General features: G+C 72.5%; 18 protein-coding genes. 10 read left to right on the forward strand and 8 right to left on the reverse strand.

The annotated features are described in order from the left end of the window. The first annotated feature begins 40 nt into the window (after positions 1–40). Positions 41–1,546, forward strand: coding sequence for a succinic semialdehyde dehydrogenase (locus ACBJ32_RS52115; RefSeq protein WP_375133217.1), 1,506 nt, complete (start codon positions 41–43; stop codon positions 1,544–1,546). Positions 1,547–1,605: 59 nt separating this feature from the next. Continuing rightward, positions 1,606–2,568, forward strand: coding sequence for a PLP-dependent cysteine synthase family protein (locus ACBJ32_RS52120; protein ID WP_375133218.1), 963 nt, complete (start codon positions 1,606–1,608; stop codon positions 2,566–2,568). A gap of 15 nt (positions 2,569–2,583) precedes the next feature. On the opposite strand, the gene ACBJ32_RS52125 is transcribed toward ACBJ32_RS52120, so the two are convergent. Continuing rightward, positions 2,584–3,324 (reverse strand): N-acetyltransferase, encoded by a 741-nt coding sequence (locus ACBJ32_RS52125; RefSeq protein WP_375133219.1) that lies wholly within the window; start codon positions 3,322–3,324, stop codon positions 2,584–2,586. Between the two features lie 88 nt (positions 3,325–3,412). Between ACBJ32_RS52125 and ACBJ32_RS52130 the strand changes: the two genes are divergently transcribed. Together ACBJ32_RS52130 and ACBJ32_RS52135 are read left to right on the forward strand one after the other, a co-directional pair. Further along, positions 3,413–4,906, forward strand: a complete 1,494-nt coding sequence (locus ACBJ32_RS52130) for a DUF885 family protein (protein ID WP_375133220.1) — start codon at positions 3,413–3,415, stop codon at positions 4,904–4,906. 152 nt (positions 4,907–5,058) lie between these two features. Beyond that, positions 5,059–5,880, forward strand: a complete 822-nt coding sequence (locus ACBJ32_RS52135) for an SDR family NAD(P)-dependent oxidoreductase (protein ID WP_375133221.1) — start codon at positions 5,059–5,061, stop codon at positions 5,878–5,880. Here ACBJ32_RS52135 and ACBJ32_RS52140 read toward each other — a convergent pair. Next, a complete protein-coding gene (locus ACBJ32_RS52140; protein WP_375133222.1) occupies positions 5,871–6,776 on the reverse strand; it encodes a hypothetical protein in 906 nt (301 codons plus the stop codon). The two genes, ACBJ32_RS52135 and ACBJ32_RS52140, sit on opposite strands and share 10 nt — an antisense overlap. Positions 6,777–6,872: 96 nt before the next feature. Between ACBJ32_RS52140 and guaA the strand changes: the two genes are divergently transcribed. Continuing rightward, positions 6,873–8,420 (forward strand): glutamine-hydrolyzing GMP synthase, encoded by a 1,548-nt coding sequence (gene guaA / locus ACBJ32_RS52145; RefSeq protein WP_375133223.1) that lies wholly within the window; start codon positions 6,873–6,875, stop codon positions 8,418–8,420. A gap of 7 nt (positions 8,421–8,427) precedes the next feature. Here guaA and ACBJ32_RS52150 read toward each other — a convergent pair whose 3' ends face one another. Beyond that, a complete protein-coding gene (locus tag ACBJ32_RS52150; protein WP_375133224.1) occupies positions 8,428–8,796 on the reverse strand; it encodes a nuclear transport factor 2 family protein in 369 nt (122 codons plus the stop codon). Positions 8,797–8,873: 77 nt separating this feature from the next. Here ACBJ32_RS52150 and ACBJ32_RS52155 point away from each other — a divergent pair, with 77 nt between their 5' ends. The 5 genes from ACBJ32_RS52155 to ACBJ32_RS52175 all read left to right on the forward strand — a co-directional run bounded on the left by ACBJ32_RS52155 (position 8,874) and on the right by ACBJ32_RS52175 (position 14,946). After that, the gene (locus tag ACBJ32_RS52155) at positions 8,874–9,470 is read left to right on the forward strand and encodes a TetR/AcrR family transcriptional regulator (protein ID WP_375133225.1); all 597 of its coding nucleotides are present in this window, start codon (positions 8,874–8,876) and stop codon (positions 9,468–9,470) included. 75 nt (positions 9,471–9,545) lie between these two features. Continuing rightward, positions 9,546–11,435: a hypothetical protein gene (locus ACBJ32_RS52160; protein WP_375133226.1), complete on the forward strand. Its 1,890-nt coding sequence runs from the start codon at positions 9,546–9,548 to the stop codon at positions 11,433–11,435. Positions 11,436–11,690: 255 nt separating this feature from the next. Further along, complete coding sequence (locus tag ACBJ32_RS52165; RefSeq protein WP_375133227.1) at positions 11,691–12,869, forward strand: PP2C family protein-serine/threonine phosphatase; 1,179 nt, start codon at positions 11,691–11,693, stop codon at positions 12,867–12,869. Beyond that, positions 12,866–14,485: a CHASE3 domain-containing protein gene (locus ACBJ32_RS52170; protein WP_375133228.1), complete on the forward strand. Its 1,620-nt coding sequence runs from the start codon at positions 12,866–12,868 to the stop codon at positions 14,483–14,485. Before ACBJ32_RS52165 ends, ACBJ32_RS52170 begins: the two co-directional genes overlap by 4 nt. Then, a complete protein-coding gene (locus ACBJ32_RS52175) occupies positions 14,482–14,946 on the forward strand; it encodes a response regulator (RefSeq protein ID WP_375133229.1) in 465 nt (154 codons plus the stop codon). The genes ACBJ32_RS52170 and ACBJ32_RS52175 overlap by 4 nt, the downstream gene beginning before the upstream one ends. On the opposite strand, the gene ACBJ32_RS52180 is transcribed toward ACBJ32_RS52175, so the two are convergent. The 5 genes from ACBJ32_RS52180 to ACBJ32_RS52200 form a co-directional block, all read right to left on the reverse strand. After that, a complete protein-coding gene (locus ACBJ32_RS52180; protein ID WP_375133230.1) occupies positions 14,943–16,550 on the reverse strand; it encodes a hypothetical protein in 1,608 nt (535 codons plus the stop codon). The genes ACBJ32_RS52175 and ACBJ32_RS52180 overlap by 4 nt on opposite strands. 30 nt (positions 16,551–16,580) lie before the next feature. Beyond that, on the reverse strand, positions 16,581–17,255 hold the full coding sequence (locus ACBJ32_RS52185; protein WP_375133235.1) for a polysaccharide deacetylase family protein: 675 nt from the start codon (positions 17,253–17,255) through the stop codon (positions 16,581–16,583). 70 nt (positions 17,256–17,325) lie between these two features. Beyond that, positions 17,326–18,027 (reverse strand): class I SAM-dependent methyltransferase, encoded by a 702-nt coding sequence (locus ACBJ32_RS52190; protein WP_375133231.1) that lies wholly within the window; start codon positions 18,025–18,027, stop codon positions 17,326–17,328. Positions 18,028–18,030: 3 nt separating this feature from the next. Continuing rightward, positions 18,031–19,179, reverse strand: a complete 1,149-nt coding sequence (locus ACBJ32_RS52195) for a glycosyltransferase (protein WP_375133232.1) — start codon at positions 19,177–19,179, stop codon at positions 18,031–18,033. 108 nt (positions 19,180–19,287) lie between these two features. After that, the coding region (locus ACBJ32_RS52200) for a hypothetical protein (protein ID WP_375133233.1) at positions 19,288–20,028 on the reverse strand (741 nt) is incomplete at its 5' end.

Raw genomic sequence — 20,028 nt, forward strand, 5'->3', positions numbered from 1 at the left:
AAAACTACCCGCCGGTAGCAACGCGGAATATGCTTCTGAGATGCAGGTCACGTCCAGCGGTAGGACACAGTGCGTCATCGCTCCGTTCACCGGAGAAACCCTCACTGAGCTGCCCATTTCCGACGCCGGCGACGTCCGGGCGGCGTACGGGAAGGCCAGGGCGGCCCAGGCCGAATGGGCGGGCAGGTCACCCGCGGAAAGAGCCAGACCCTTCCTCCTCCTGCACGACGCCATCCTCGACCGCAGGGACGAGATCCTCGACATCGTCCAGAACGAGACGGGCAAGGCCCGCAAGCACGCCTTCGAGGAGGTGCTCGACGTCGCGGGCTGCAGCCTCTACTACGCCCGCCGCGCGCCGCGCCTGCTCGCCCCGCGAGCCCGCAAGGGCATCCTCCCCGGCGCCACCCGCGTGACGGAGCTGCGCCCGCCCAAGGGGGTGGTCGCGCTGATCAGCCCGTGGAACTACCCGCTCGCGCTGGGCGTCACCGACGCGGTGCCCGCGTTGCTGGCCGGCAACGCGATCGTGCACAAGCCCGACACCCAGACCGCCCTGTCCACGCTGTGGACCATCGACCTGCTGGCCGAGCTGGGCATGCCGCGCGAGATCTGGCAGGTCGTGCTCGGCGAGCCGGCCGGCATCGGCGACGCGCTGCTCGACCACGCCGACTACGTCGTCTTCACCGGCTCCACCCGCGGCGGCAGGAAGATCGCCGAGGAGGCGGCCAAGCGGCTCATCGGCTGCTCGCTGGAGCTCGGCGGCAAGAACCCGATGATCGTGCTCGACGACGCCGACCTCGACGTGGCCGTGCAGGGCGCCATCCGGGCCTGCTTCACCAACGCCGGCCAGCTCTGCCTGTCGATCGAGCGCCTGTACGTGCACGCGTCCCTCTTCGACGCCTTCGCCGAGCGCTTCGTGCGGGAGGTCAGGGCGCTCAAGCTGGGTGCCGGGCACGACTGGTCGGTGCAGATGGGCTCGCTCACCTCCCGCCGCCAGCTCGACACGGTCACCGCGCACGTGGACGACGCCGTCGCCAAGGGCGCCACGCTGCTGACCGGCGGCCGGGCCAGGCCCGACCTCGGCCCGCTGTTCTACGAGCCGACCGTGCTCACCGGGGTCGGTGAGGACATGGAGCTGTGCCGCGACGAGACGTTCGGGCCCGTGGTGGCGCTCTACCCCTTCGCCACGGAGGACGAGGCGGTCGGGCTGGCCAACGACACCGCCTACGGCCTCAACGCCTCCATCTGGACCTCCAGCCCGCCCCGCGCCCGCCGCCTGGCCGCCAGGGTGCGTGCCGGGACGGTCAACATCAACGAGGGGTACGCCTCGGCGTACGCGTCCTACGACGTGCCCATGGGCGGCATGAAGGCGTCCGGGCTGGGCCGCAGGCACGGGGTCGAGGGGCTGCTGCGCTACACCGAGACCAAGGCGGTGGCCTCGCAGGCGGGGTGGCTGGGGTTCGAGCCGCCGGCAGGGGTGCCGTACGAGAGGTGGGCGGGGTTGCTGGCGACGGCGCTGAAGGTGATGCGGCGGGCGCGGCTGAAGTAGGGCTCGGCTCCTGGCGAACGGGTCCTGTTCGTTCCCTGCCGGTCTGGCAGGGTGGAGGGGTGAGCTGGTCGGACGTGCTGGCGGCGGGGGAGCCCACGCCGCTGATCGAGTTCCCCGTGCGGGCGCCCGGGGTCAGGCTGCTGCTGAAGGACGAGTCCGCGCATCCGACCGGCAGCCTGCGGCACCGGCACGCCAGGGCGCTGTTTCGCCGGGCGATCCTCGACGGGCTGGTCACCGAGGGCACGACCGTGGTCGAGGCGACGGGCGGGAACGCCGCCGTCGCCCAGGCGTGGTTCGCGCGGCGGCTGGGGTTGCCGTACGTCGTGGTGATGCCCGGCAGGCACAGCCGGGCACGGGCCAGGCCGGTGGAGGAGCTGGGCGGGGAGTGCAGGTTCGTGACGCCGCCGGTGGCCATCTACGAGGCGGCGCGGCGGATCGAGGGGCACTTCCTCGACCAGTTCGGGCGGGCGGCCGAGCACGATCTGGCCGAGGAGCTGTTCGGGCAGGTGCGGCCGGACTGGGTGGTGACGGGGGCCGGCACCGGCGCCACGTCGGCCACGCTCGGCTCGTGGATCAGGGCGCACGGGGAGAGCTGCCGGGTCGCGGTGGCGGATCCGGAGAATTCCGCCTATTTCCCTGGATGGACGCTCGACGTGCCCGACTACGCCACCGGCATGCCGTCGCGCATCGAGGGCATCGGGCGCCCCCGTGTCGAGCCCGGGTTCCGTCCCGACCTGGTCGATCTCGTCGTCCCCGTCGCCGACTCGGCGAGCGTGGCGGCGGCCAGGCACCTCAGGCAGGTGACCGGGCTGCCGGTGGGGCCCTCCTCGGGCACCGCGCTCTGGGCGGCGCTGGAGCTGGTCGAGCGCATGCGGGCCAGGGGAGAGAGCGGCACCGTGGTGTCGCTGATCGGCGATGCGGGCGAGCGGCACCTGGCGGGCTGCCACGACGACGCCTGGGCCGGGGAGAAGGGGCTGGACGTCGCCCGGCACGCGGAGAGGCTGCGGAGCCTCGCCGGTTAGACGGTGCCTCGCCGGTTAGACGGGGTGCCTGACCCAGACGTTCGGCTCCACGTAGACGGCGTGGTCGTGGCGCACGTCGCAGTGCACCGGGCTGAGCGCGCCCGGCACCTCCACCGGCCCCGAGCGGTCGAAGGGCAGGCCGGTCCAGCCGCGCCACTCCGCCAGCGTGCCCGCCACCACCATCGACCGCGGCGCCACCTTGACGATCTCGCCGCCCGCCCGTACGTGCACCCGGAGCCAGGCGTCGTGGGGCAGGCCGTCGGCGCGCGTCCTGAACGCGTACTCCTCCATCGGGGTGTGCGGTTCGAGGTGCTTGAGGTTGGGGCGTACCGGGGCGACCAGCTCGCGGTGGCCGAGCCGGGCGGCCTGGGCGCGCAGCGCCGCCAGCATCACCCCGGACAGGCCCTTGCCCAGCAGGTCGCGGCGGACGGTGATCTCCAGGGCGGAGACGGCGTCGGTCGGCCTGCCGCCCTCGCGGGCCAGCCAGCCGGACCGGATCACCCCGTCCCATCCGCTGTCGGGCAGCTCGCCGCCGTCCGACACGAACGGGGTCATGTAGCCCCGCGCCACCAGCCGTCCCGGCTCGGCGTCGTCGTCGGCCACCAGCACGTGGTCCGGGTACGCGGTCTTGACCAGCGCGTAGTACAGATCCGCGACCGGATCCTCCAGCATGAACCGCTGCCAGGTGTGCTCCATGTCCCAGAGCGTCGGGGCGAACTCCGGGCGCTCGGCGAGCGTGGTGATGCGGATGGCCATGCCGACAATCTTGCCCGCGGACCCGGCAGCTCCGCGTCTCATTTATGGGTACTTAAGATCCCAAGGAGAGGTGCGCTAGCGTCGGCCCATGACAGAACTTGACGCCAGGCTACGAGCCGTCACCGATCTGATGGTGGCCGAGGCGCGCGAGGGCGGCGGCAGGCACGAGTACGACGGTCAGATCCAGGACCTGTCGCCCGACGGCGTACGGGCCGGCCTGGCACGACTCGGCCAGGGGCCGGAGCCCGAGGACACGCACGACGCCAGGCATCTACAGGTGTTCGAGGAGAGTCTGCGCAACCAGCTCGGCGAGCTCGAACTGCACCGGAAGAACCCGCTGTTCCACCTGTCCAACCTCGACCTGGCCTGCTACGACCGCGACTACGGCCCCGAGGAGGAGCGCGCCGCGGCCAGGGCCGCCCACCTCGCGCGCTGGCCCGAGGCCGTGGACCAGGCCGTGGCCGCGCTCGACCAGGTGGCCGCGCCCGTCGCGAAGTCCCTGCTCGGAGCCGCGAAGGGGCTGGCCGCCGGCATCACGGACGAGGCCGCGCTCAAGGCGCACGCCAGGCTCGTCGCCCACCTGGAGCGGGCCGCGGCCGAGGGCGACCCGGACGCCTCCCTCGGCGGCGAGGCGCTGGCGCGGCTGATGGGCACCGCCGAGGGCCTGCCCGTCGATCTCGGGAAGCTGGCCGAGCGGGCCGACGCCGAGCGCGACCGGCTGATGGCGCTGCTCGCCGAGTCCTGCGCCAAGCTGGGGGAGCAGGACCGGGCGCCGCTCGACGTCGTACGCGAGCTGGTCAAGGACCACCCCGACCCCGAGGGCGTGATCGAGGCCGCGCGGATCGGCACGGAGAAGGCCATCGCGTTCACCCGCGAGAAGGACCTCGTGCCCTACCACGACGGCGAATGCCTGGTGGGCCTGGCACCCGAGTCGCGCCGCTGGGCGATGGCCATGATGGCGTGGAACTCGCCGGGCGAGCCGGAGGGCCCGTCGTGGTACCACATCACGCCGCCCGACACCTCCTGGCCGCGGCAGGACCAGGAGGAGTGGCTGGAGGTCTTCAGCGCCACGACGCTGCCCGCGATCAACGTGCACGAGGTCGCGCCCGGGCACTTCTCGCACGCCAGGGCGCTGCGGCGGGCGCCGTCCGAGGTGCGCAGGGTGCTGCAGTCGGTGGCGTTCATCGAGGGCTGGGCGCACTACGCCGAGGAGCTGTGCGTCGAGGAGGGCTTCGAGCAGGGCGACCCGCGCTTCGAGATCGGCGTGTGGGTGGAGGCGCTGATCCGCGTCACCCGGCTGGCCTGCGCGATCGGCGTGCACACCGGCCAGATGACGGTCGAGGAGGGCGCCAGGCGGTTCGAGTCGGACACGCACCTGGCGGGCCCCGCGGCGCTGTCGGAGGCGCGGCGGGCCTCGTTCGACCCGACGTACGGCCGCTACACCTGGGGCAAGCTGCTCATCATGGACCTGCGCGAGCGGGCCCGTGCCGAGTGGGGCGCCGGCTTCACCGTGCAGCGCTTCCACAAGGAGCTGCTCGACCTCGGCGCGCCGCCCCTGGGCCTGATCGGCGCCGTCCTCTGACGTCCGAGCGGCGTCCGAGCGGCGTGCTTGACGCCCGAGCGGCGTCCGAGCGGCGTGCTTGACGCCCGAGCGGCGTCCGAGCGAGTTCGGGAGCGTCTCCCGGGGTTGATCGGGGAACGTCTGTAGCGTCGATTCGCCAGGGAGGTTGGTCCGTGCGCGAGCTTTCCGGCAAGGTCGCGGTGGTGACGGGCGCGGCGAGCGGCATCGGGCGGGCGCTGGCCCTCCGGTTCGCGGCCGAGGGGATGACGTTGATGCTCGCCGACGTCGACCACGGCGGGCTCGCGCGGACGGCCGCGATGGCCGGGGACGTCAGGGTGCTCACGCAGATCACCGACGTGTCCGACGCCTCGTCCGTGCGTCACCTGGCCAACCGCTGTTTCGGGGAGCTCGGGGCCGTCCACGTGCTCTGCAACAACGCGGGCGTCTTCCAGGGCGGCCACATGTGGACCCGCGACGAGGCGGACTTCTCCTGGCTGCTCGGCGTGAACCTGTGGGGCGTGCTGCACGGCGTCCACGCGTTCGTGCCGCGCATGATCGAGCAGGACACCGAGGGCCACATCGTCAACACCGTCTCCGTCGCGGGCCTGTTCGCCCCGCCGGGGTCGGGCGGCTACTCGGTGACCAAGTACGCCGCGCTGGCCGCCTCCCTGGCGCTGGCCCAGGACCTGACCGCCACCGGGTCCAAGCTGCGCGTGAGCGCGCTGTGCCCGGGGGCGGTCAGGACCCGCATCGGCGACTCCGACCGGACCCGCCCGCCCGGCCCGGCCACCGCCCCGACCGCGGACGAGGTGGAGTCGCGGGAGTCGGTCAGCAGGGCGGCCGAGCGGGGCATGGAGCCGTCCGAGGTGGCCGACCTGGTCGTGACGGGCATCCACGAGGAGCGGTTCCTGCTGCTGACCGACCCCAAGTACGCCGACCGCCTGCGCGAGCAGACCGAGACCCTGCTCGCCGGGAGCCTGCCCGCCTACCAGTGACGGTCGTGGGCCAGCACCCGTACGACCGTGCCGCTGCGCGGCCTGACCAGCACCCGTACGCAGTCGCCCGGCAGCACGTCGTGGTACAGCCCCTGCTCGACCTCGAACGCGGTGGCCTTGGGCGAGCTGCCGTCGTGCAGGGCGATGTAGTAGCGGCCGGTGTCGGCCCACCGCTTGACGATGTGCCCGGTGACCTCCTGGCGCTGCGGGAGCGGCCTGGCGGGCTCGATCTCGCCGCTGTGCCAGCCGCTGCCCGTGAAGATCCACTCCTGCTCGGGGCCGGCCGGGCCCGCCTCGGCGGCCTCGCGGCCGCGCGCCGTCGGCACGAACCCGCGCCCGCCCATGAGCAGCCCGATCCCCGCCACGAACGACACCGCCGTGGCGATGATCCCGGGCCAGGACACGCCTGCTGCCGCGACCGTGACGTACCAGGGGACGACGAGCGAGGCCGCCAGCACCACCGGCACGAGCAGGCTCGGCCACCGCCGCCGCGCCAGCCCCAGCTCGAGGGCGTGCCGGCGGACGAGGGGGACGAACGCGCGGTCGAGCTCGGCAGCGGTCGGCATGAGGTCGATCACCGCGGCCTCGGAGGCGTTCCCCATGCGGGCGCGCACCCGCTCCAGGACCCACCGCTCGTACGCCGGCAGCGGCTCCTCCCGCGGGGACCCGAGGGACAGGTGATCGCCCTCGACCGCCACCCACCCGCGCCCGGCCAGCTCGAACAGCGCCGTGTGGAACACCTCCTGGGCACGCATGCCGCGTAAGAGGTCGGCCACGGGGGCGGGCGGGGCGGCATCGGCGCCCTGCCCGGGGTCGTGCCGGCTGGACACCTTGAAGGCGGCGGCGAGCATCGCGACCCAGAGGGTCCACGCCGCCACCGGCCAGACAAGATCCATTGTTCTGTGTTAGCACGTCGGCCGGTGCCTGGCCAGGTGTAACTGCCAAGGCGGATAGACTGAGGTCACCGCATTCGCCTATGGGGGGTTCTCACGGTGTCTGAATTCGACACAGTGCTGGTGGTCGACTTCGGCGCACAGTACGCGCAGCTCATCGCCAGGCGGGTGCGCGAGTGCCACGTCTACTCCGAGATCGTGCCCTCGACCATGCCGGTCGAGGAGATGATGGCGAAGAACCCGAAGGCGATCATCCTGTCCGGTGGTCCCTCCTCGGTCTACGCCGAGGGCGCCCCGCCGGTGCCGCACGGCCTGTTCTCCACGGGCGTGCCGACGTTCGGCATCTGTTACGGCTTCCAGGCCATGGCCCAGGCGCTGGGCGGCGAGGTGGCCCGCACGGGCGTCGCCGAGTACGGCGGCACCGCGCTGGAGGTGCTCGACGAGGGTGTCATCTTCGCCGGCCTGCCCGCCAGCCAGACCGTGTGGATGTCCCACGGTGACAGCGTGGCGGCGGCGCCCGAGGGCTTCGCGGTGACCGCCTCGACCCGCGAGACGCCGGTCGCCGCGTTCGAGAACGTCGAGCGCGGGCTCTACGGCGTGCAGTTCCACCCCGAGGTGCTGCACTCCGAGCACGGCCAGGCCGTGCTCAAGCACTTCCTGGAGGCGGCCGGCTGCCGCCCGTCGTGGACCATGCTCAACATCGTCGAGGACTCCGTCGAGGCCGTGCGCCGCCAGGTGGGCGACGGCCGGGCCATCTGCGCGCTGTCGGGCGGCGTGGACTCCGCGGTGGCCGCCGCGATCGTCCAGCGCGCCATCGGCGAGCGTCTGACCTGCGTGTTCGTCGATCACGGCCTGCTGCGCAAGGGCGAGGCCGAGCAGGTCGAGCGCGACTTCGTGGCCGTCACGGGCGTCAAGCTGCGCGTGGTCGACGCCTCCGACCGGTTCCTGAAGGCCCTGGAGGGCGTCACGGACCCGGAGGAGAAGCGCAAGATCATCGGCCGCGAGTTCATCCGCGTCTTCGAGGACGAGCAGCGCGCCATCATGGCCGACGGGCCGGTGGAGTTCCTGGTCCAGGGCACGCTCTACCCCGACGTGGTCGAGTCGGGCGGCGGCACCGGCACCGCCAACATCAAGTCGCACCACAACGTCGGCGGCCTGCCGGAAGACCTCCAGTTCAAGCTGGTGGAGCCGCTGCGGGCGCTGTTCAAGGACGAGGTGCGCCGGGCCGGCGAGGAGCTCGGCCTGCCGGCCGCCATGGTCTGGCGCCAGCCGTTCCCCGGCCCCGGCCTCGGCATCCGCATCGTCGGCGAGGTGACCCGCGACCGGCTGGCCATCCTGCGCGAGGCCGACGCCATCGCCCGCGAGGAGCTGTCCCGGGCCGGCCTCGACCGGCAGATCTGGCAGTGCCCGGTGGTGCTGCTGGCCGACGTCCGGTCGGTGGGCGTGCAGGGCGACGGGCGTACGTACGGGCATCCGGTGGTGCTGCGGCCGGTGACGTCCGAGGACGCGATGACGGCCGACTGGTCGCGGGTGCCGTACGACGTGCTGTCGCGCATCTCGACGCGGATCACCAACGAGGTGCGCGAGATCAACCGGGTGGTGCTCGACGTGACGAGCAAGCCCCCGGGCACCATCGAGTGGGAGTGACCCGCCCTCACAACGTTCGGGTCAGCAGGTGGGCCTCGCGCATCCGGCCGTCGTCGGCGAACCGGCCGAAGAAGTGCACGTCGATCGCGAGGTCCTTGGCGCGCTGCCGCACGTGCAGCGTGTAGCGGGCGGCGAGGCGGTCCCCGTCCGTGACCGCCTCGTGCACCTCCATGCGGCTCTCGGGGCGGTTCTTGCGCACCGGGCGGGTGTGGGCGATGAGCTTGTCCCGGTCGATCCGGTTCCCGTCGGCGAATTGCACGATGTCCGGCGTGTGGTACCGGTCGATGATCACGGCCGGGTCCTCGTCGGTGTTCACCAGGTCGTCGGTCAGCGACGTCATGAAGTCGGCGATGAACGTCTTCGGGTCTGTCTTCATGATGCTCCCCATCACTGCCATAACTCTTACGCGCTGTAAGATATACACAGCCCATTAACTTGGACAAGGTGTAAGAGATGAGCTCGTCCCCGACCCCGTCCCGGAACCGCCGCGCCGACGCCCGCCGCAGCAGGGCCGCCATCCTGGCGGCTGCCGTCGAGCTGCTCGACACCGAACCCGACGCCAGCGTCGACGCCATCGCCACCGCCGCCGGGGTGAGCCGGCAGACCGTCTACGCCCACTTCCCCTCGCGTGACCGGCTGCTGGCGGCCGTCCTCGACCACCTCACCGAGGAGACGGTCGCCGCGATGGACGCCACCGACCCCGGCAGCGGCCCGGCCGCCGAGGCGCTGCTGCGGCTGCTCGACGCCGGCGACCGCGCGGCCGGCCGGCACCCCGCCCTCCTGCCGAAGCTCGGCGCGCTGCCCGTGACCCCGCAGGACGACCAGGCCCGCCACGCGCCGGTCGCCGAGCTGCTGGAACGCGTCATCCGGCGCGGCCAGGAGGCCGGCGAGTTCGACGCTGGAATGCCGGCGAAGTGGCTGGTCACGGTCACGATCAGGCTCGCGCACGCGGCGAGCGAGGAGACCGCCGCCGGCCGGCTGTCCAAGGAGGAGTCGAGGCAGGCGCTCCACACCACCCTGCTGCGCGCTCTCGGCATCACCACGTCGTGATCTGTATCAAACCCGGATCCACCGCCTCCTGAATCACGGGGGCCGGTCGCTTCGATCCGGAGGAGAGCGCACAACGTGGGCGCGACACGAGAGATACACCGAATCCCGCGCGGCAACATCGCCTTCGCCATCCTGGCGGGCGAGCGCGCGCTGTCCGTGGACGGCGACCTGCGGGCCGCGCGTTACTGGTTCGACGCCGCCTACCAGGACGCCGAGCTGAGCGGCGACCCCGAGCAGCTGGCCCGCGCCGCCCTCGGGCTGAGCGGCGTGTGGGTGCACGAGCACCGGACCTGCGCGGACTGGGAGCGGGTACGCACCCGCCAGCGCCACGCCCTGCTGCGGCTGGACCCCCGCTCGGCGCTGGCCCTGCGGCTGCGCGCCAGGCAGGCCGCCGAGGAGGACTACCGCGCCGGCACGCACGAGACGATCCTCCGGCTCCTGTCCCTGGCGCGCGGCGCCGGTGACCCGGTGGCGCTGGCGGAGACGCTGGGCCTGGCGCACAACTGCCTGCTCGGGCCCGAGCACGGAGAGCGGCGCCTCCGGCTGGCCCAGGAGCTCATCGGGCAGGCCGCGCGCACGGGGCGCCGGGGCGACGCGCTGATGGGGCTGCTGCTGCGTACCGTCGATCTGTTCCTGGAGGCCTCGCCCAAGGCCGAGCGCAGCCTCCAGGAGCTGCAGGGCATGCTGGCCGCCAAGGAGCACCGGGCCATCGGGTTCGTGGTCAGCGCGATCAAGGTGATGCTGACCGTCCGCGCCGGCCGGTTCGAGGAGGCGGAGACGCTGGCGGCGGTCTGCGCGGAGCTCGGCGACGCGACCGGCGACGTCGACGCCACCGGCTGGTACGGCTGGCAGCTCGTCGCCATCCGCTGGCTCCAGGGACGCGGCACCGAGCTCGTGCCGGCGCTGTCGGAGATGGTGCACTCGCCCACCCTCGGCGCCCTGGACAACTCCTACCTGGCCGGCCTGGCCGCGGCCGCCGCCGACGCGGGCGACCGCCGTACGGCCGAGGGGCTGCTGGCCCGGCTGCGCGGGCCCGACCTGCCGCGTTCCAGCACGTGGATGACGTCGATGTACTTCATGGTGGAGGCCGCGCACCTGCTGCGGGACGCCGACACCGCCGCCCACGCGTACGCCGCGCTCGCCCCGTTCGCCGACCTGCCGGTCATCGCCGGTCACGGCGTGGCCTGCCTCGGCTCTGCGCACCACCCCCTGGGCGTGGCCGCGCTCACCCTCGGCGAGGTGGACCGGGCGGTCGGGCACCTGCGTGCCGCCGTGCGGCAGAACCTGGCGCTGGGACACTGGCCGGCCACCGTGCTGTCCCGGCACCGGCTCGCCCAGGCGCTCGCGCTCGGGGGCGACCCCGGCGACGAGGGGCCCGGCGCGGCGCGGGAGGCGGCGGAGCTCGGCATGGTGCTGCCGAAGGCGGCCACGCGGCCGGACGAGGCCGGCGGTTGCCGCTGCCGGCGGCGCGGCCTGCACTGGCTGCTGGAGCTGGACGGGCGCAGCGCGCTGGTCGGTCACAGCGTGGGCATGGGCTACCTGGCGACGCTGATGGCCAACCCCGGCCAGGAGATCCCGGCGATCGACCTGGCCGCCGGCGCGGACGCCGTCAGGAGCGCGGCGAACTCGGCGCAGCCGGTGCTCGACGAGGTGGCCAGGCGCACCTACAAGGAGCGGCTGGCGCGGCTGGAGGGCGAGCTCGGCGAGCTGGAGTCGAAGGACGACCCCGAACGCGCCGCCACGCTGCGCGCGGAGCGGGAGTGGCTGCTGGCCGAGCTGGCCGCGGCCACCGGCATCGGCGGGCGGGCGCGGCCGTTCACGGGCAGCGAGGAGCGGGCCAGGGTCGCCGTGGGCAAGGCCATCTGGCGGGCCGTGGACCGGGTCTCGGCGGTCGATCCGTCGATCGGCGAGGAACTGCGCGCCACCGTGCGTACGGGGGCGCGCTGCTGTTACCGGCCTCGTTGAGCGGGCAGGGCGGCCGGAGCGGCCGGAGCGGGCCCGTCCCTGGCGACCAGAGCGGGCCCCGTCCCTGGCGGCCGGAGCGGCCCCGTCCCTGGTGAGAGGTCCGGGCCCTGGCGGCAGGCCCCGTGCCGCCACTCCGGCATGCGCGCGCATACCCGCGATAATTATGGGAAGAGAGGCTTCTCCTGGGCCAACGCGGACCGCGGTTGGCAAGGGGATGCCCGTGACCCGCGGTTCGGAAGGAGTGGCGAAGCCCGCATGCCCCATGCGAGCGAGTACGGCAAGCAGCCGTTGGTGTTGCTCGTCGAGGACGATCCGCAGGACGCGTTGATCGTCGAGGAGCTGCTGGAGGACAGCGGTATTGCCGTGCGCCTGGAGTGGGCGCGTTCCGTGGACGAGGCCCGGCGGGCCCTGGTCCGGTTGCGGCCCCAGTGCGTGCTGCTGGACCTCGGCCTGCCCGACGCGTACGAGTTCTCGGCCCTGTCCGCCGTGATCGAGGAGGCGGGTGACGCGGCCGTCGTGGTGCTCACCGGCCTGGCCGAGGAGCAGGCGGGGCTGGCGGCGGTGACGGCGGGCGCACAGGACTACCTGGTCAAGGGCCGGGTCGAGGCCGAGTGGCTGGGCCGGACGCTGCGGTACGCGATGCAGCGCAAGCAGGCCGAGCAGGCCGCCGTGGCGCTGCACGCCGAGCGCATGCGCGCCAAGGAGAACGAGCGGCTGGAGCGCGGCCTGCTGCCCACGCCGCTGCTGCAGAGCATGCCGATCGAGGTGGCCTCGCGCTACCGCCCCAGCAGGGGCTCGGCCACGCTCGGCGGCGACTTCTTCGACGTCGTCGAGTCCGACGACAAGGCCGTGCACGCGGTCATCGGCGACGTCTGCGGGCACGGCCCCGACGAGGCCGCGCTCGGCGTCTGCCTGCGCATCGCCTGGCGGGCGCTGGTGCTCAGCGGCGTGACGGGGGCGGCCCTGCTGCGCAGGCTCGAACGCATCCTGGAGGCCGAGCGGCCGGGCACGGACATCTTCGTCACCATGTCCACGCTCGTCCTGGAGCCCGACCAGCGCACGGTACGGATCTGGCGCGCCGGCCACCCCGGCATGCTGCTACACGACGGCGACACGGTGAGCCTGGCCGACCCCACGCACAGCCTCGCGCTCGGCCTGCCCGTGGAGGCCGACTGGCACCAGGACGTGCTGGAGCTGCCCAAGGGCGGCGGCCTCACGCTCTACACCGACGGCCTGTTCGAGCGCCGCCTGCCGGGCGCGCCGCCGCGCTGGCTGGGCGAGGAGGGGCTGCTGGAGCTGGCCCGGCGGCACGCGCACCGCGACGGCGAAGGCTTCCTCGACGCGCTGATCGCCGACGTCGAGGAGGTCACCGCGCCCGACGCGCCCGCCGACGACCTCGCCGTGGTGCACCTGCGGTGGAGAGAGCGAGCATGATCGACGCGTCCCGCCTGCGCCGCCTGACCGTGCACGGCTGGTTCCTGGTGATGATCGCGGCCTTCACCGTCCTGGTGGCGGTCTGCGCGGTGATGGGCGCCGTCATGATCGAGCGTACGAGCAGCCTGTCCGACGAGCTGACCACGCGCATCTCCCCGGCCGCGATCGAGGCGTCCCAGATGCAGAAGGCCCTGATCGACCAGGAGACCGGCGTCAGGGGCTTCCTGCTGACCGGCAGGCAGGAGTTCCTGCAGCCGTACGCCGAGGGCGTGGCCGCCGAGCAGCTCAGCAGCGCGCAGGTGGCCGCACACGTCGGCGACCGGCCCGACCTGCTCGCCGAGCTGAACGCCATCAGCGACAAGGCCGCCGCCTGGCGCAGGGACTACGCCGAGCCCATGACCGCGGAACGGCGCGACGACGGCAGCGTGCCCGGCGTGACGGTGGAGGCGGGCAAGCAGGCGTTCGACGAGATCAGGACGATGCTCGAACGGCAGAACGGCCGCCTCGCGCAGCTCCGCGAGAGCTCCCGGGTGGAGCTGTTCCGGGCCGAGCAGCTGCGCAACTGGGCCTTCCTGGCCATGCTCGTGCTGTTCCCGCTGGCCATGGTGGGCATGGCCGTGCTGCTGCGCCGCGCGGTCGTCCGGCCGCTCGACCAGCTCCGCACGGCCTCCCGCGAGATCGCGGCCGGCGACTTCGAGCACGCCATCCCCGCCAGGGGCCCGGCCGACATCCGCGAGGTCGCCGAGGACGTGGACCTGATGCGCGTACGGATCGTGCAGGCCCTCGGCGACTCCCACCGGCAGCAGGTGCTGCTGCGCGAGCAGGCCGCCGACCTCGACGCGCAGGCCGTGGAGCTGCGGCGCTCGAACGCCGAGCTGGAGCAGTTCGCGTACGTGGCCTCGCACGACCTGCAGGAGCCGCTGCGCAAGGTCGCCACCTTCTGCCAGCTCCTGGAGAAACGGTACGGGGAGGTGCTGGACGAGCGCGGCAAGCAGTACATCCGCTTCGCGGTGGACGGGGCCACCCGGATGCAGGTCCTCATCAACGACCTGCTGAGGTTCTCCCGGGTGGGCAGGGTGTACGACGACCGCGAGCCCGTCGAGCTGGAGGAGACGCTGGACAAGGTGATCGACGACCTGTCGGCTCCGATCGAGGAGTCCGGCGCCCGCTTCGAGCGCCCCGGCAAGCTGCCCACCGTCGTCGGCGATCCTACGATGCTGCGCCTGCTCTGGCAGAACCTCATCAGCAACGCCATCAAGTTCCGCGACCCGGCCCGCGAGCCGCTGATCCGCATCGGGTGCGAGCCCGGAGTGGACGGCTGGGAGTTCTCCGTGGCTGACAACGGCATCGGCGTGGAGCCCGAGTTCGCCGATAAGATCTTCGTCATCTTCCAGCGCCTGCACAGCCGCGAGCAGTACAGCGGCACCGGCATCGGCCTGGCGATGTGCAAGAAGATCGTCGAGAACCACGGCGGCAGGATCTGGCTGGACACCGGCTACACCGGCGGCGCCCGGCTGTGCTTCACCCTGCCCGCCACCATCCACCCCGCCACCACCCAGCCCGTCTCCACCCTGCCGGCCGACCCTGGCATCGACCCCGAAGGAAACAGCTCATGACCGGGCAACCCATCGAAGTCCTCCTCGTCGAGGACGATCCCGGCGACGAGCTCATCACGCGCGAGGCGTTCGAGGACAACAAGATCCGCAACAACCTCCACGTCGTCAGGGACGGCCTGGAGGCGCTCGACTTCGTCTACCGGCGCGGCGAGCACGCCGCCGCGCCGCGCCCCGACCTGATCCTGCTCGATCTCAACCTGCCCAAGTACGACGGCCGCCAGGTGCTGGAACGCATCAAGGGCGATCCCGAGCTGCGCTCCATCCCCGTCGTGGTGCTCACCACCTCCTCGGCCGAGGAGGACATCCTGCGCAGCTACGAGCTGTTCGCGAACGCCTACGTGAGCAAACCCGTCGACCTCGACCGCTTCATGGCCGTGATCCGGCAGATCGACGAGTTCTTCGTCACGGTGGTACGGCTGCCCGGCCGGGCCCGGGCTTACGGCGGGGACGAGAGCATCTAGGCGCGCCCGCCGGGGTCCTGCCGCATGTCGATCGGCTCGGTCGGCGCGTCGTCCTCGGAGCCTGTCTCGGAGCCCGTCTCGGGGCCGATGGGCTCAGCCTTCGACGCCACCAGCGGTTCGAGCTCCTCCACGGGCCCCTCCGCGGGCTGTCCCGTGGGCGCCGGGGCGGCCGGCCGGCGGTGCAGCCGCCGCCTGAGCCCCTCCCCGGCCTCCGCCGACAGCCGCACCAGGCTCCCCAGGAACAGCGGCACCAGCAGCGCCCCCACGAAGATCGGCGTAGCCATGTAGCGGAAGTCCTGCGCCGAGATGTTGGCCAGCACGGCGAGCTGCTGCCCGGCCACCACCGCCGCCACCCCCAGCACGTACCGGTTGCGCAGCGCCCACGCCGCCAGCCCCACCGCCAGGTACGACAGGTACGCCCACGACGCCCCCCGCCACAGCACCCAGTCCCACTCGGGCATCAGCGCCCCGGTCAGCCACGGGTCGGCCACCTGGTTGAGCTCCATGGACAGCGGCCGCAGCGAGTACACCCACCGCCCGGGAAAGTCCGCCACCTTGTACGGCCCCACGTACGTGTCGGCGTTCGGCCGCCGCGACAACCGGTACGTCATCCCCCCGGTCACCTGCCCGTCCTGCACCGGCCGCCACGCGATCGCGCCCCGGCACAGCCGCGCGTCCACGACCAGTCGCGGCTCGGCGACCAGCAGCCGCCGCCACAGCTCCAGCAGCTCACCGGCGTGCAGGTCGGCCTGCTGCCAGCTGAAGTCCGTGCGCCAGATCAGCGGGTTGATCGTGTAGCAGGTGCCCCCCGCCCACCACCGCTCGATCGGCGCCACCGCCGACATGAGGCTGATGTCCTGCGGGGTGAACAGGTCGGGCCGCTGCCGGTAGGCGACCGCGATGTCCCCGTACGCGGTGTGGTAGACGTACGTCTTCGACGGCGCCACGATCCCGAACTGCGGGAAGACCACGTTCGAGAGCATGAGCGGCAGCGCGGCGGCGAGCGTGCCGGTGAGCAGCAGCCGCAGCCGCACGGCCGGGACGAGCACCAACAGCGCCAGCACGGCCACGCCCGCGATGAGGAAGCCGTTGGCGCGGAAGAGCCCGAGCGCCACGAACAGCAGCGCGAGCCCGACGAGCGCGGGCACGCCGACGGCGCGGCGGGCGGCGATCCGCGCGCACAGGCCGGCGATGGCCACGGCGCAGATCGTGAACGGCACGTCCTTCCACAGCGTCACCGTGAACGCGCCCACCGGCGGCGCCAGCGGCATCAGCACGACCACCACGGTCGTCAGCAGCCGCGGCGCGCCCATCGCCTTCAGCGACTGCGCCAGGTAGGTCAGCGCCCCGGCCATGGCCGTGGTCTGCGCGAACGTGACGGCGCCCAGGTCACCGGTCTTGGTAAAGCTCAGCCACAGCAGCGCGTCGTAGACCACCGAGTGATCGCTCACCCAGGGCCCGACCATCGTGTGGCTGAGGTAGAGCACCGAGTCGCGGCTGAACAGGCCCGGATAGAAGGCCGCCCACCAGCAGCCGAGCACGGCCTGGACGATCAGGAAGGTCGTCAGCGCGACCCAGGGCCTGCGCCTGATGTCTCTCCCCATGCTTTCATTCCCGAACTGAGGGGGAACCGGTCAGAAGTAGCTCTCCCCTGGCGTCGGTCCCTTGCCGCGCAGCAGTGTGGGCACCGTGACGAGGTGGTAGCCGCGCTTCTTGAGCTCCTTGAGGATCTCCGGCATGACCCGCACCGTCTGCGGGACCACGTCGTGCATGAGGATCACGCCGTCGCGCTTGGCCGACTTCAGCACGGCCGCCTTGATCTTCTTGGTGTCGCGCAGGCTCCAGTCGAGCGTGGTGTCCGTCCACAGGATCTGCGCCAGCTCGGTCTGGCCCGCCAGCCCCAGCACCCGCTCGTCCGTTTGCCCGTACGGCGGCCGGAACATCGTCGGACGCCGGCCCGTGACCTCCTCGATCACGTCCTGCGTGACCTTGAGCTCGTCGAGGATCTCGTTGTCGGAGTGCGCGGGCAGCGAGGCGTGCGAGTAGGTGTGGTTGCCGATGGCGTGCCCGCGAGCGACGATCTGCCTGGCCACCTCGGGCCGCTCCTCCACCCGCTTGCCCACGAGGAAGAACGTGGCCTTGGCCTTCGCCTTGGACAGCGCCTTGAGCAGGACGGGGGTGTCCTTGCCCGGCCCGTCGTCGAAGGTGAGCGCCAGGCACTTGACCCGGGCGCAGTCGACGGCGGCGGCCTGAGTGGCAGAGGCGGGCAGGGAGGTAAGAGCTAGGGAAGCCGCGAGTAGGGCATGCATCACCACACAGCAAAGCCTAGAGCCATCCTCGCCCGCCCATGCGTGCCCTGATGTCTCGTTCTGGGCACCTTCACCTGTTGAGCCGGGCCCGCAGGAAGAGGGTCACCCCCTTGAGCGACTTGACCGGCAGGTAACGCTCGGCGCGGACGACCGCCGACAGCCCGGCGTTCACCAGGAAGGGGGCCTTGCGCAGGTCGCTGCCGCCGCTGGAGCGCCGCCGGTGGCGGGCCACGAGGGGGCGCAGGAGCACGTTCCAGCTCCAGATGCGGTCGATGGTCAGCCCGGCCTTCTCGACGACGACCGTGAGCGAGTCGCGGTCGTAGCGGCGTACGTGGCCGACGGCGTCGTCGTGCGGGGACCACAGCGACATGTCGCACGGCACCGCGATCAACGCGTGCCCGCCGGGCGCCAGCACCCGGGCGATCTCCTCGGTGACCAGGTGGTCCTCGCGGATGTGCTCCAGGACGTCGAACGCGGTCACCAGGCTCACGCTCGACGTCTCGAACGGCAGCGCCCGCGCGTCCGCCCGGACCGCCTTGAGCCCCCGCTTCCTGGCCGTCTCCACCGCGCTCTCGCAGTGGTCGGTCGCGGTCGCGTCCCAGCCCGCCTCGACCAGCACCTTGGTGTTCCCGCCGCCCGCCGCGCCGACGTCCAGCGCCCGGCCTGGACGGCCCAGCCCGCGCAGCTCCCTGCGCAGGATGGCGCGGCGCTCGCGGTACCACCAGTGGGTCTCCTCGAGCGCGATCAGGCGGCGGATCTCAGTGGTTTCCATCGATCAGTTCCTTGTCCGGGAGAAGACCCAGCGGAGCAGGGCGAGCAGGCAGTACGCGGCCGCGACGGCGCCCGACTCGGGCGCGGCCCCCTCGGCGGGCACGCAGAGCACGGCCGCGGTGGTGAGGGCGTAGAGAACCGCGCATCGGGTCGCGGCGCGCAAGGCCGACCGGCGGCGGGCCGTGACCCTGACGATCCCCGCCAGGAGGAGCGCGCCGAGGTTCGCCACCGCCGGTGACCACATTTCTCGTAACGGGAGATACGCCAGCGCATGCAGAATTCCGGGGACTATCGCGATAAAAGCAGAAATGTCGAGCATTGGCCGGGTCAGTACCGCGTCCGGATGCGCCGGCGCCGGCTCCGGCCTGCGTACCTGCACCCGCGCCCGGCCCGTGGACATCGACCAGGCCACCCTGGCCAGCCCTTTCAGGTCGTCGACGGCCGTCCTGACCACCTTGACGCGGGAGTCGGCGTCCTCGATCCAGTCGACCGGCACCTCGTGCACCCTCAGCCCGTTGTGCTCGGCCAGCAGCAGCAGCTCGGTGTCGAAGAACCAGGAGTCGTCCTCGACCTTGCGCATCAGCGGCCTGACCACGTCCGTCCTGGCGGCCTTGAACCCGCACTGCGCGTCGCTGAACCGGACCCCGAACCCGTGCCTGAGCAGGGCGTTGTAGCCCCGCGACACCACCTCGCGGCGCAGCGAGCGGCGCGTGCGCGCGCCGGGTGCCAGGCGGGTGCCGACGGCGAGCTCGGAGTGGCCGCCGGCCACCGCCGCCACCAGCGGGAACAGGGCGTCGAGGTCGGTGGACAGATCGACGTCCATGTACGCCACGACGTCGGCCGGGCTCTCCTGCCAGGCCGCCCGCAGCGCCGCGCCCCGGCCCCTGATGTCCAGCCGCCGGGCGTGCACCTGCTCCAGCTCCCCGGCCAGCGCGGTGGCGACCCGCCAGGTGCCGTCGGTGCTGCCGTTGTCCACGATCGTGATCCGCCACGGCAGCGGGAACCCGGCGTCGAGGTAGGCGGCCAGCGTGCGGACGCAGCCGGGCAGCGCGCGCTCCTCGTTGAGCACGGGGATGACGATGTCCACGCTCGCCGGCCTGGCCGCGGGCTCGAGGACGCGGGGGCTCGGCTCCATGGCGGCACGCGTGTCCATAGGCTCCCCTGATCTGCTCGTGGCCGTGGGTCCACGGAAATGGTGCTGGGGGAGTCCAGCGGGGCGCGTGCGGCTTTTTCCTTACCATTCCGAGAAGCGGAAGGATCTTTACCTTCCGGGGAGCCGATAGACCGAAGAGGTCGCATTCCGGAACCGCAATTCAGCGAATTCATCCAGCACCGGATTTATGCCGGTGAAAAGCCATTTGACGCCATATTTCTGGGCGAGTGTCCGGACGTTCTCCGCCGTCGGCGCCACGAACACCACGTCGTTCGCCGCCAGCCGCTCCCGGTCCCCGAACGGCTCCGCGAGGTACGACCGCACGAACGGCCTGGCCCGCGACAGCGTGCTCTCGGCGTACGCCCAGCCCTCCACCAGCACCCGCCGCTCGCTGAACCCCGACACCCAGAAGTGCCGGCTGTCGCACACCTGCCACCAGTCGTAACGGCAGTGCAGGTCCGTGGCGACCACGTCGCCGGGCGAGGAGTGCGCCCGCAGCCACCGCCCCCCCTCCAGCGCCCCCTTCGGGATCAGCCGCTCCCGCCGCTCCGGCCAGGGATCGACGTGCCCGGCCACGTCCCGCACGGAGCCCGGCAGGGCGTACCCCGCCAGCACCGCCACCACCGCCAGCACGGCCCCGCGCCGCCACAACAGCAGCGCCCCCACCCCGAGCACCAGATAAGGCGTCACGACCCGCAGCAGCGCCTCGCCACCGAACTCCACCTCCGACACCACCAGCGCGCCCCCCGCCCCCACCGCCGCCAGCCACCCGGCCCGCCCCCACGGCCCCCACCCCGCCACCGTCCACCGCTCCGCCGCCCGCCTCCGCCCGGCCGCCGGCTCCCATCC

Origin of the sequence: Nonomuraea sp. GTA35 (genome assembly GCF_041950525.1) — a bacterium.
Lineage (GTDB): Bacteria > Actinomycetota > Actinomycetes > Streptosporangiales > Streptosporangiaceae > Nonomuraea.

What these genes read in the sequence shown, in the direction of transcription:
- ACBJ32_RS52165 (WP_375133227.1), top strand. Translation starts at nt 11,691, where the DNA reads ATGCCCCATGCGAGCGAGTACGGCAAGCAGCCGTTGGTGTTGCTCGTC.
- ACBJ32_RS52195 (WP_375133232.1), bottom strand. Translation starts at nt 19,179, where the DNA reads ATGGACACGCGTGCCGCCATGGAGCCGAGCCCCCGCGTCCTCGAGCCC.
- ACBJ32_RS52175 (WP_375133229.1), top strand. Translation starts at nt 14,482, where the DNA reads ATGACCGGGCAACCCATCGAAGTCCTCCTCGTCGAGGACGATCCCGGC.
- ACBJ32_RS52115 (WP_375133217.1), top strand. Translation starts at nt 41, where the DNA reads ATGCAGGTCACGTCCAGCGGTAGGACACAGTGCGTCATCGCTCCGTTC.
- ACBJ32_RS52155 (WP_375133225.1), top strand. Translation starts at nt 8,874, where the DNA reads ATGAGCTCGTCCCCGACCCCGTCCCGGAACCGCCGCGCCGACGCCCGC.
- ACBJ32_RS52190 (WP_375133231.1), bottom strand. Translation starts at nt 18,027, where the DNA reads ATGGAAACCACTGAGATCCGCCGCCTGATCGCGCTCGAGGAGACCCAC.
- ACBJ32_RS52150 (WP_375133224.1), bottom strand. Translation starts at nt 8,796, where the DNA reads ATGAAGACAGACCCGAAGACGTTCATCGCCGACTTCATGACGTCGCTG.
- ACBJ32_RS52170 (WP_375133228.1), top strand. Translation starts at nt 12,866, where the DNA reads ATGATCGACGCGTCCCGCCTGCGCCGCCTGACCGTGCACGGCTGGTTC.
- ACBJ32_RS52180 (WP_375133230.1), bottom strand. Translation starts at nt 16,550, where the DNA reads ATGGGGAGAGACATCAGGCGCAGGCCCTGGGTCGCGCTGACGACCTTC.
- ACBJ32_RS52185 (WP_375133235.1), bottom strand. Translation starts at nt 17,255, where the DNA reads ATGCATGCCCTACTCGCGGCTTCCCTAGCTCTTACCTCCCTGCCCGCC.
- ACBJ32_RS52130 (WP_375133220.1), top strand. Translation starts at nt 3,413, where the DNA reads ATGACAGAACTTGACGCCAGGCTACGAGCCGTCACCGATCTGATGGTG.
- ACBJ32_RS52140 (WP_375133222.1), bottom strand. Translation starts at nt 6,776, where the DNA reads ATGGATCTTGTCTGGCCGGTGGCGGCGTGGACCCTCTGGGTCGCGATG.
- ACBJ32_RS52125 (WP_375133219.1), bottom strand. Translation starts at nt 3,324, where the DNA reads ATGGCCATCCGCATCACCACGCTCGCCGAGCGCCCGGAGTTCGCCCCG.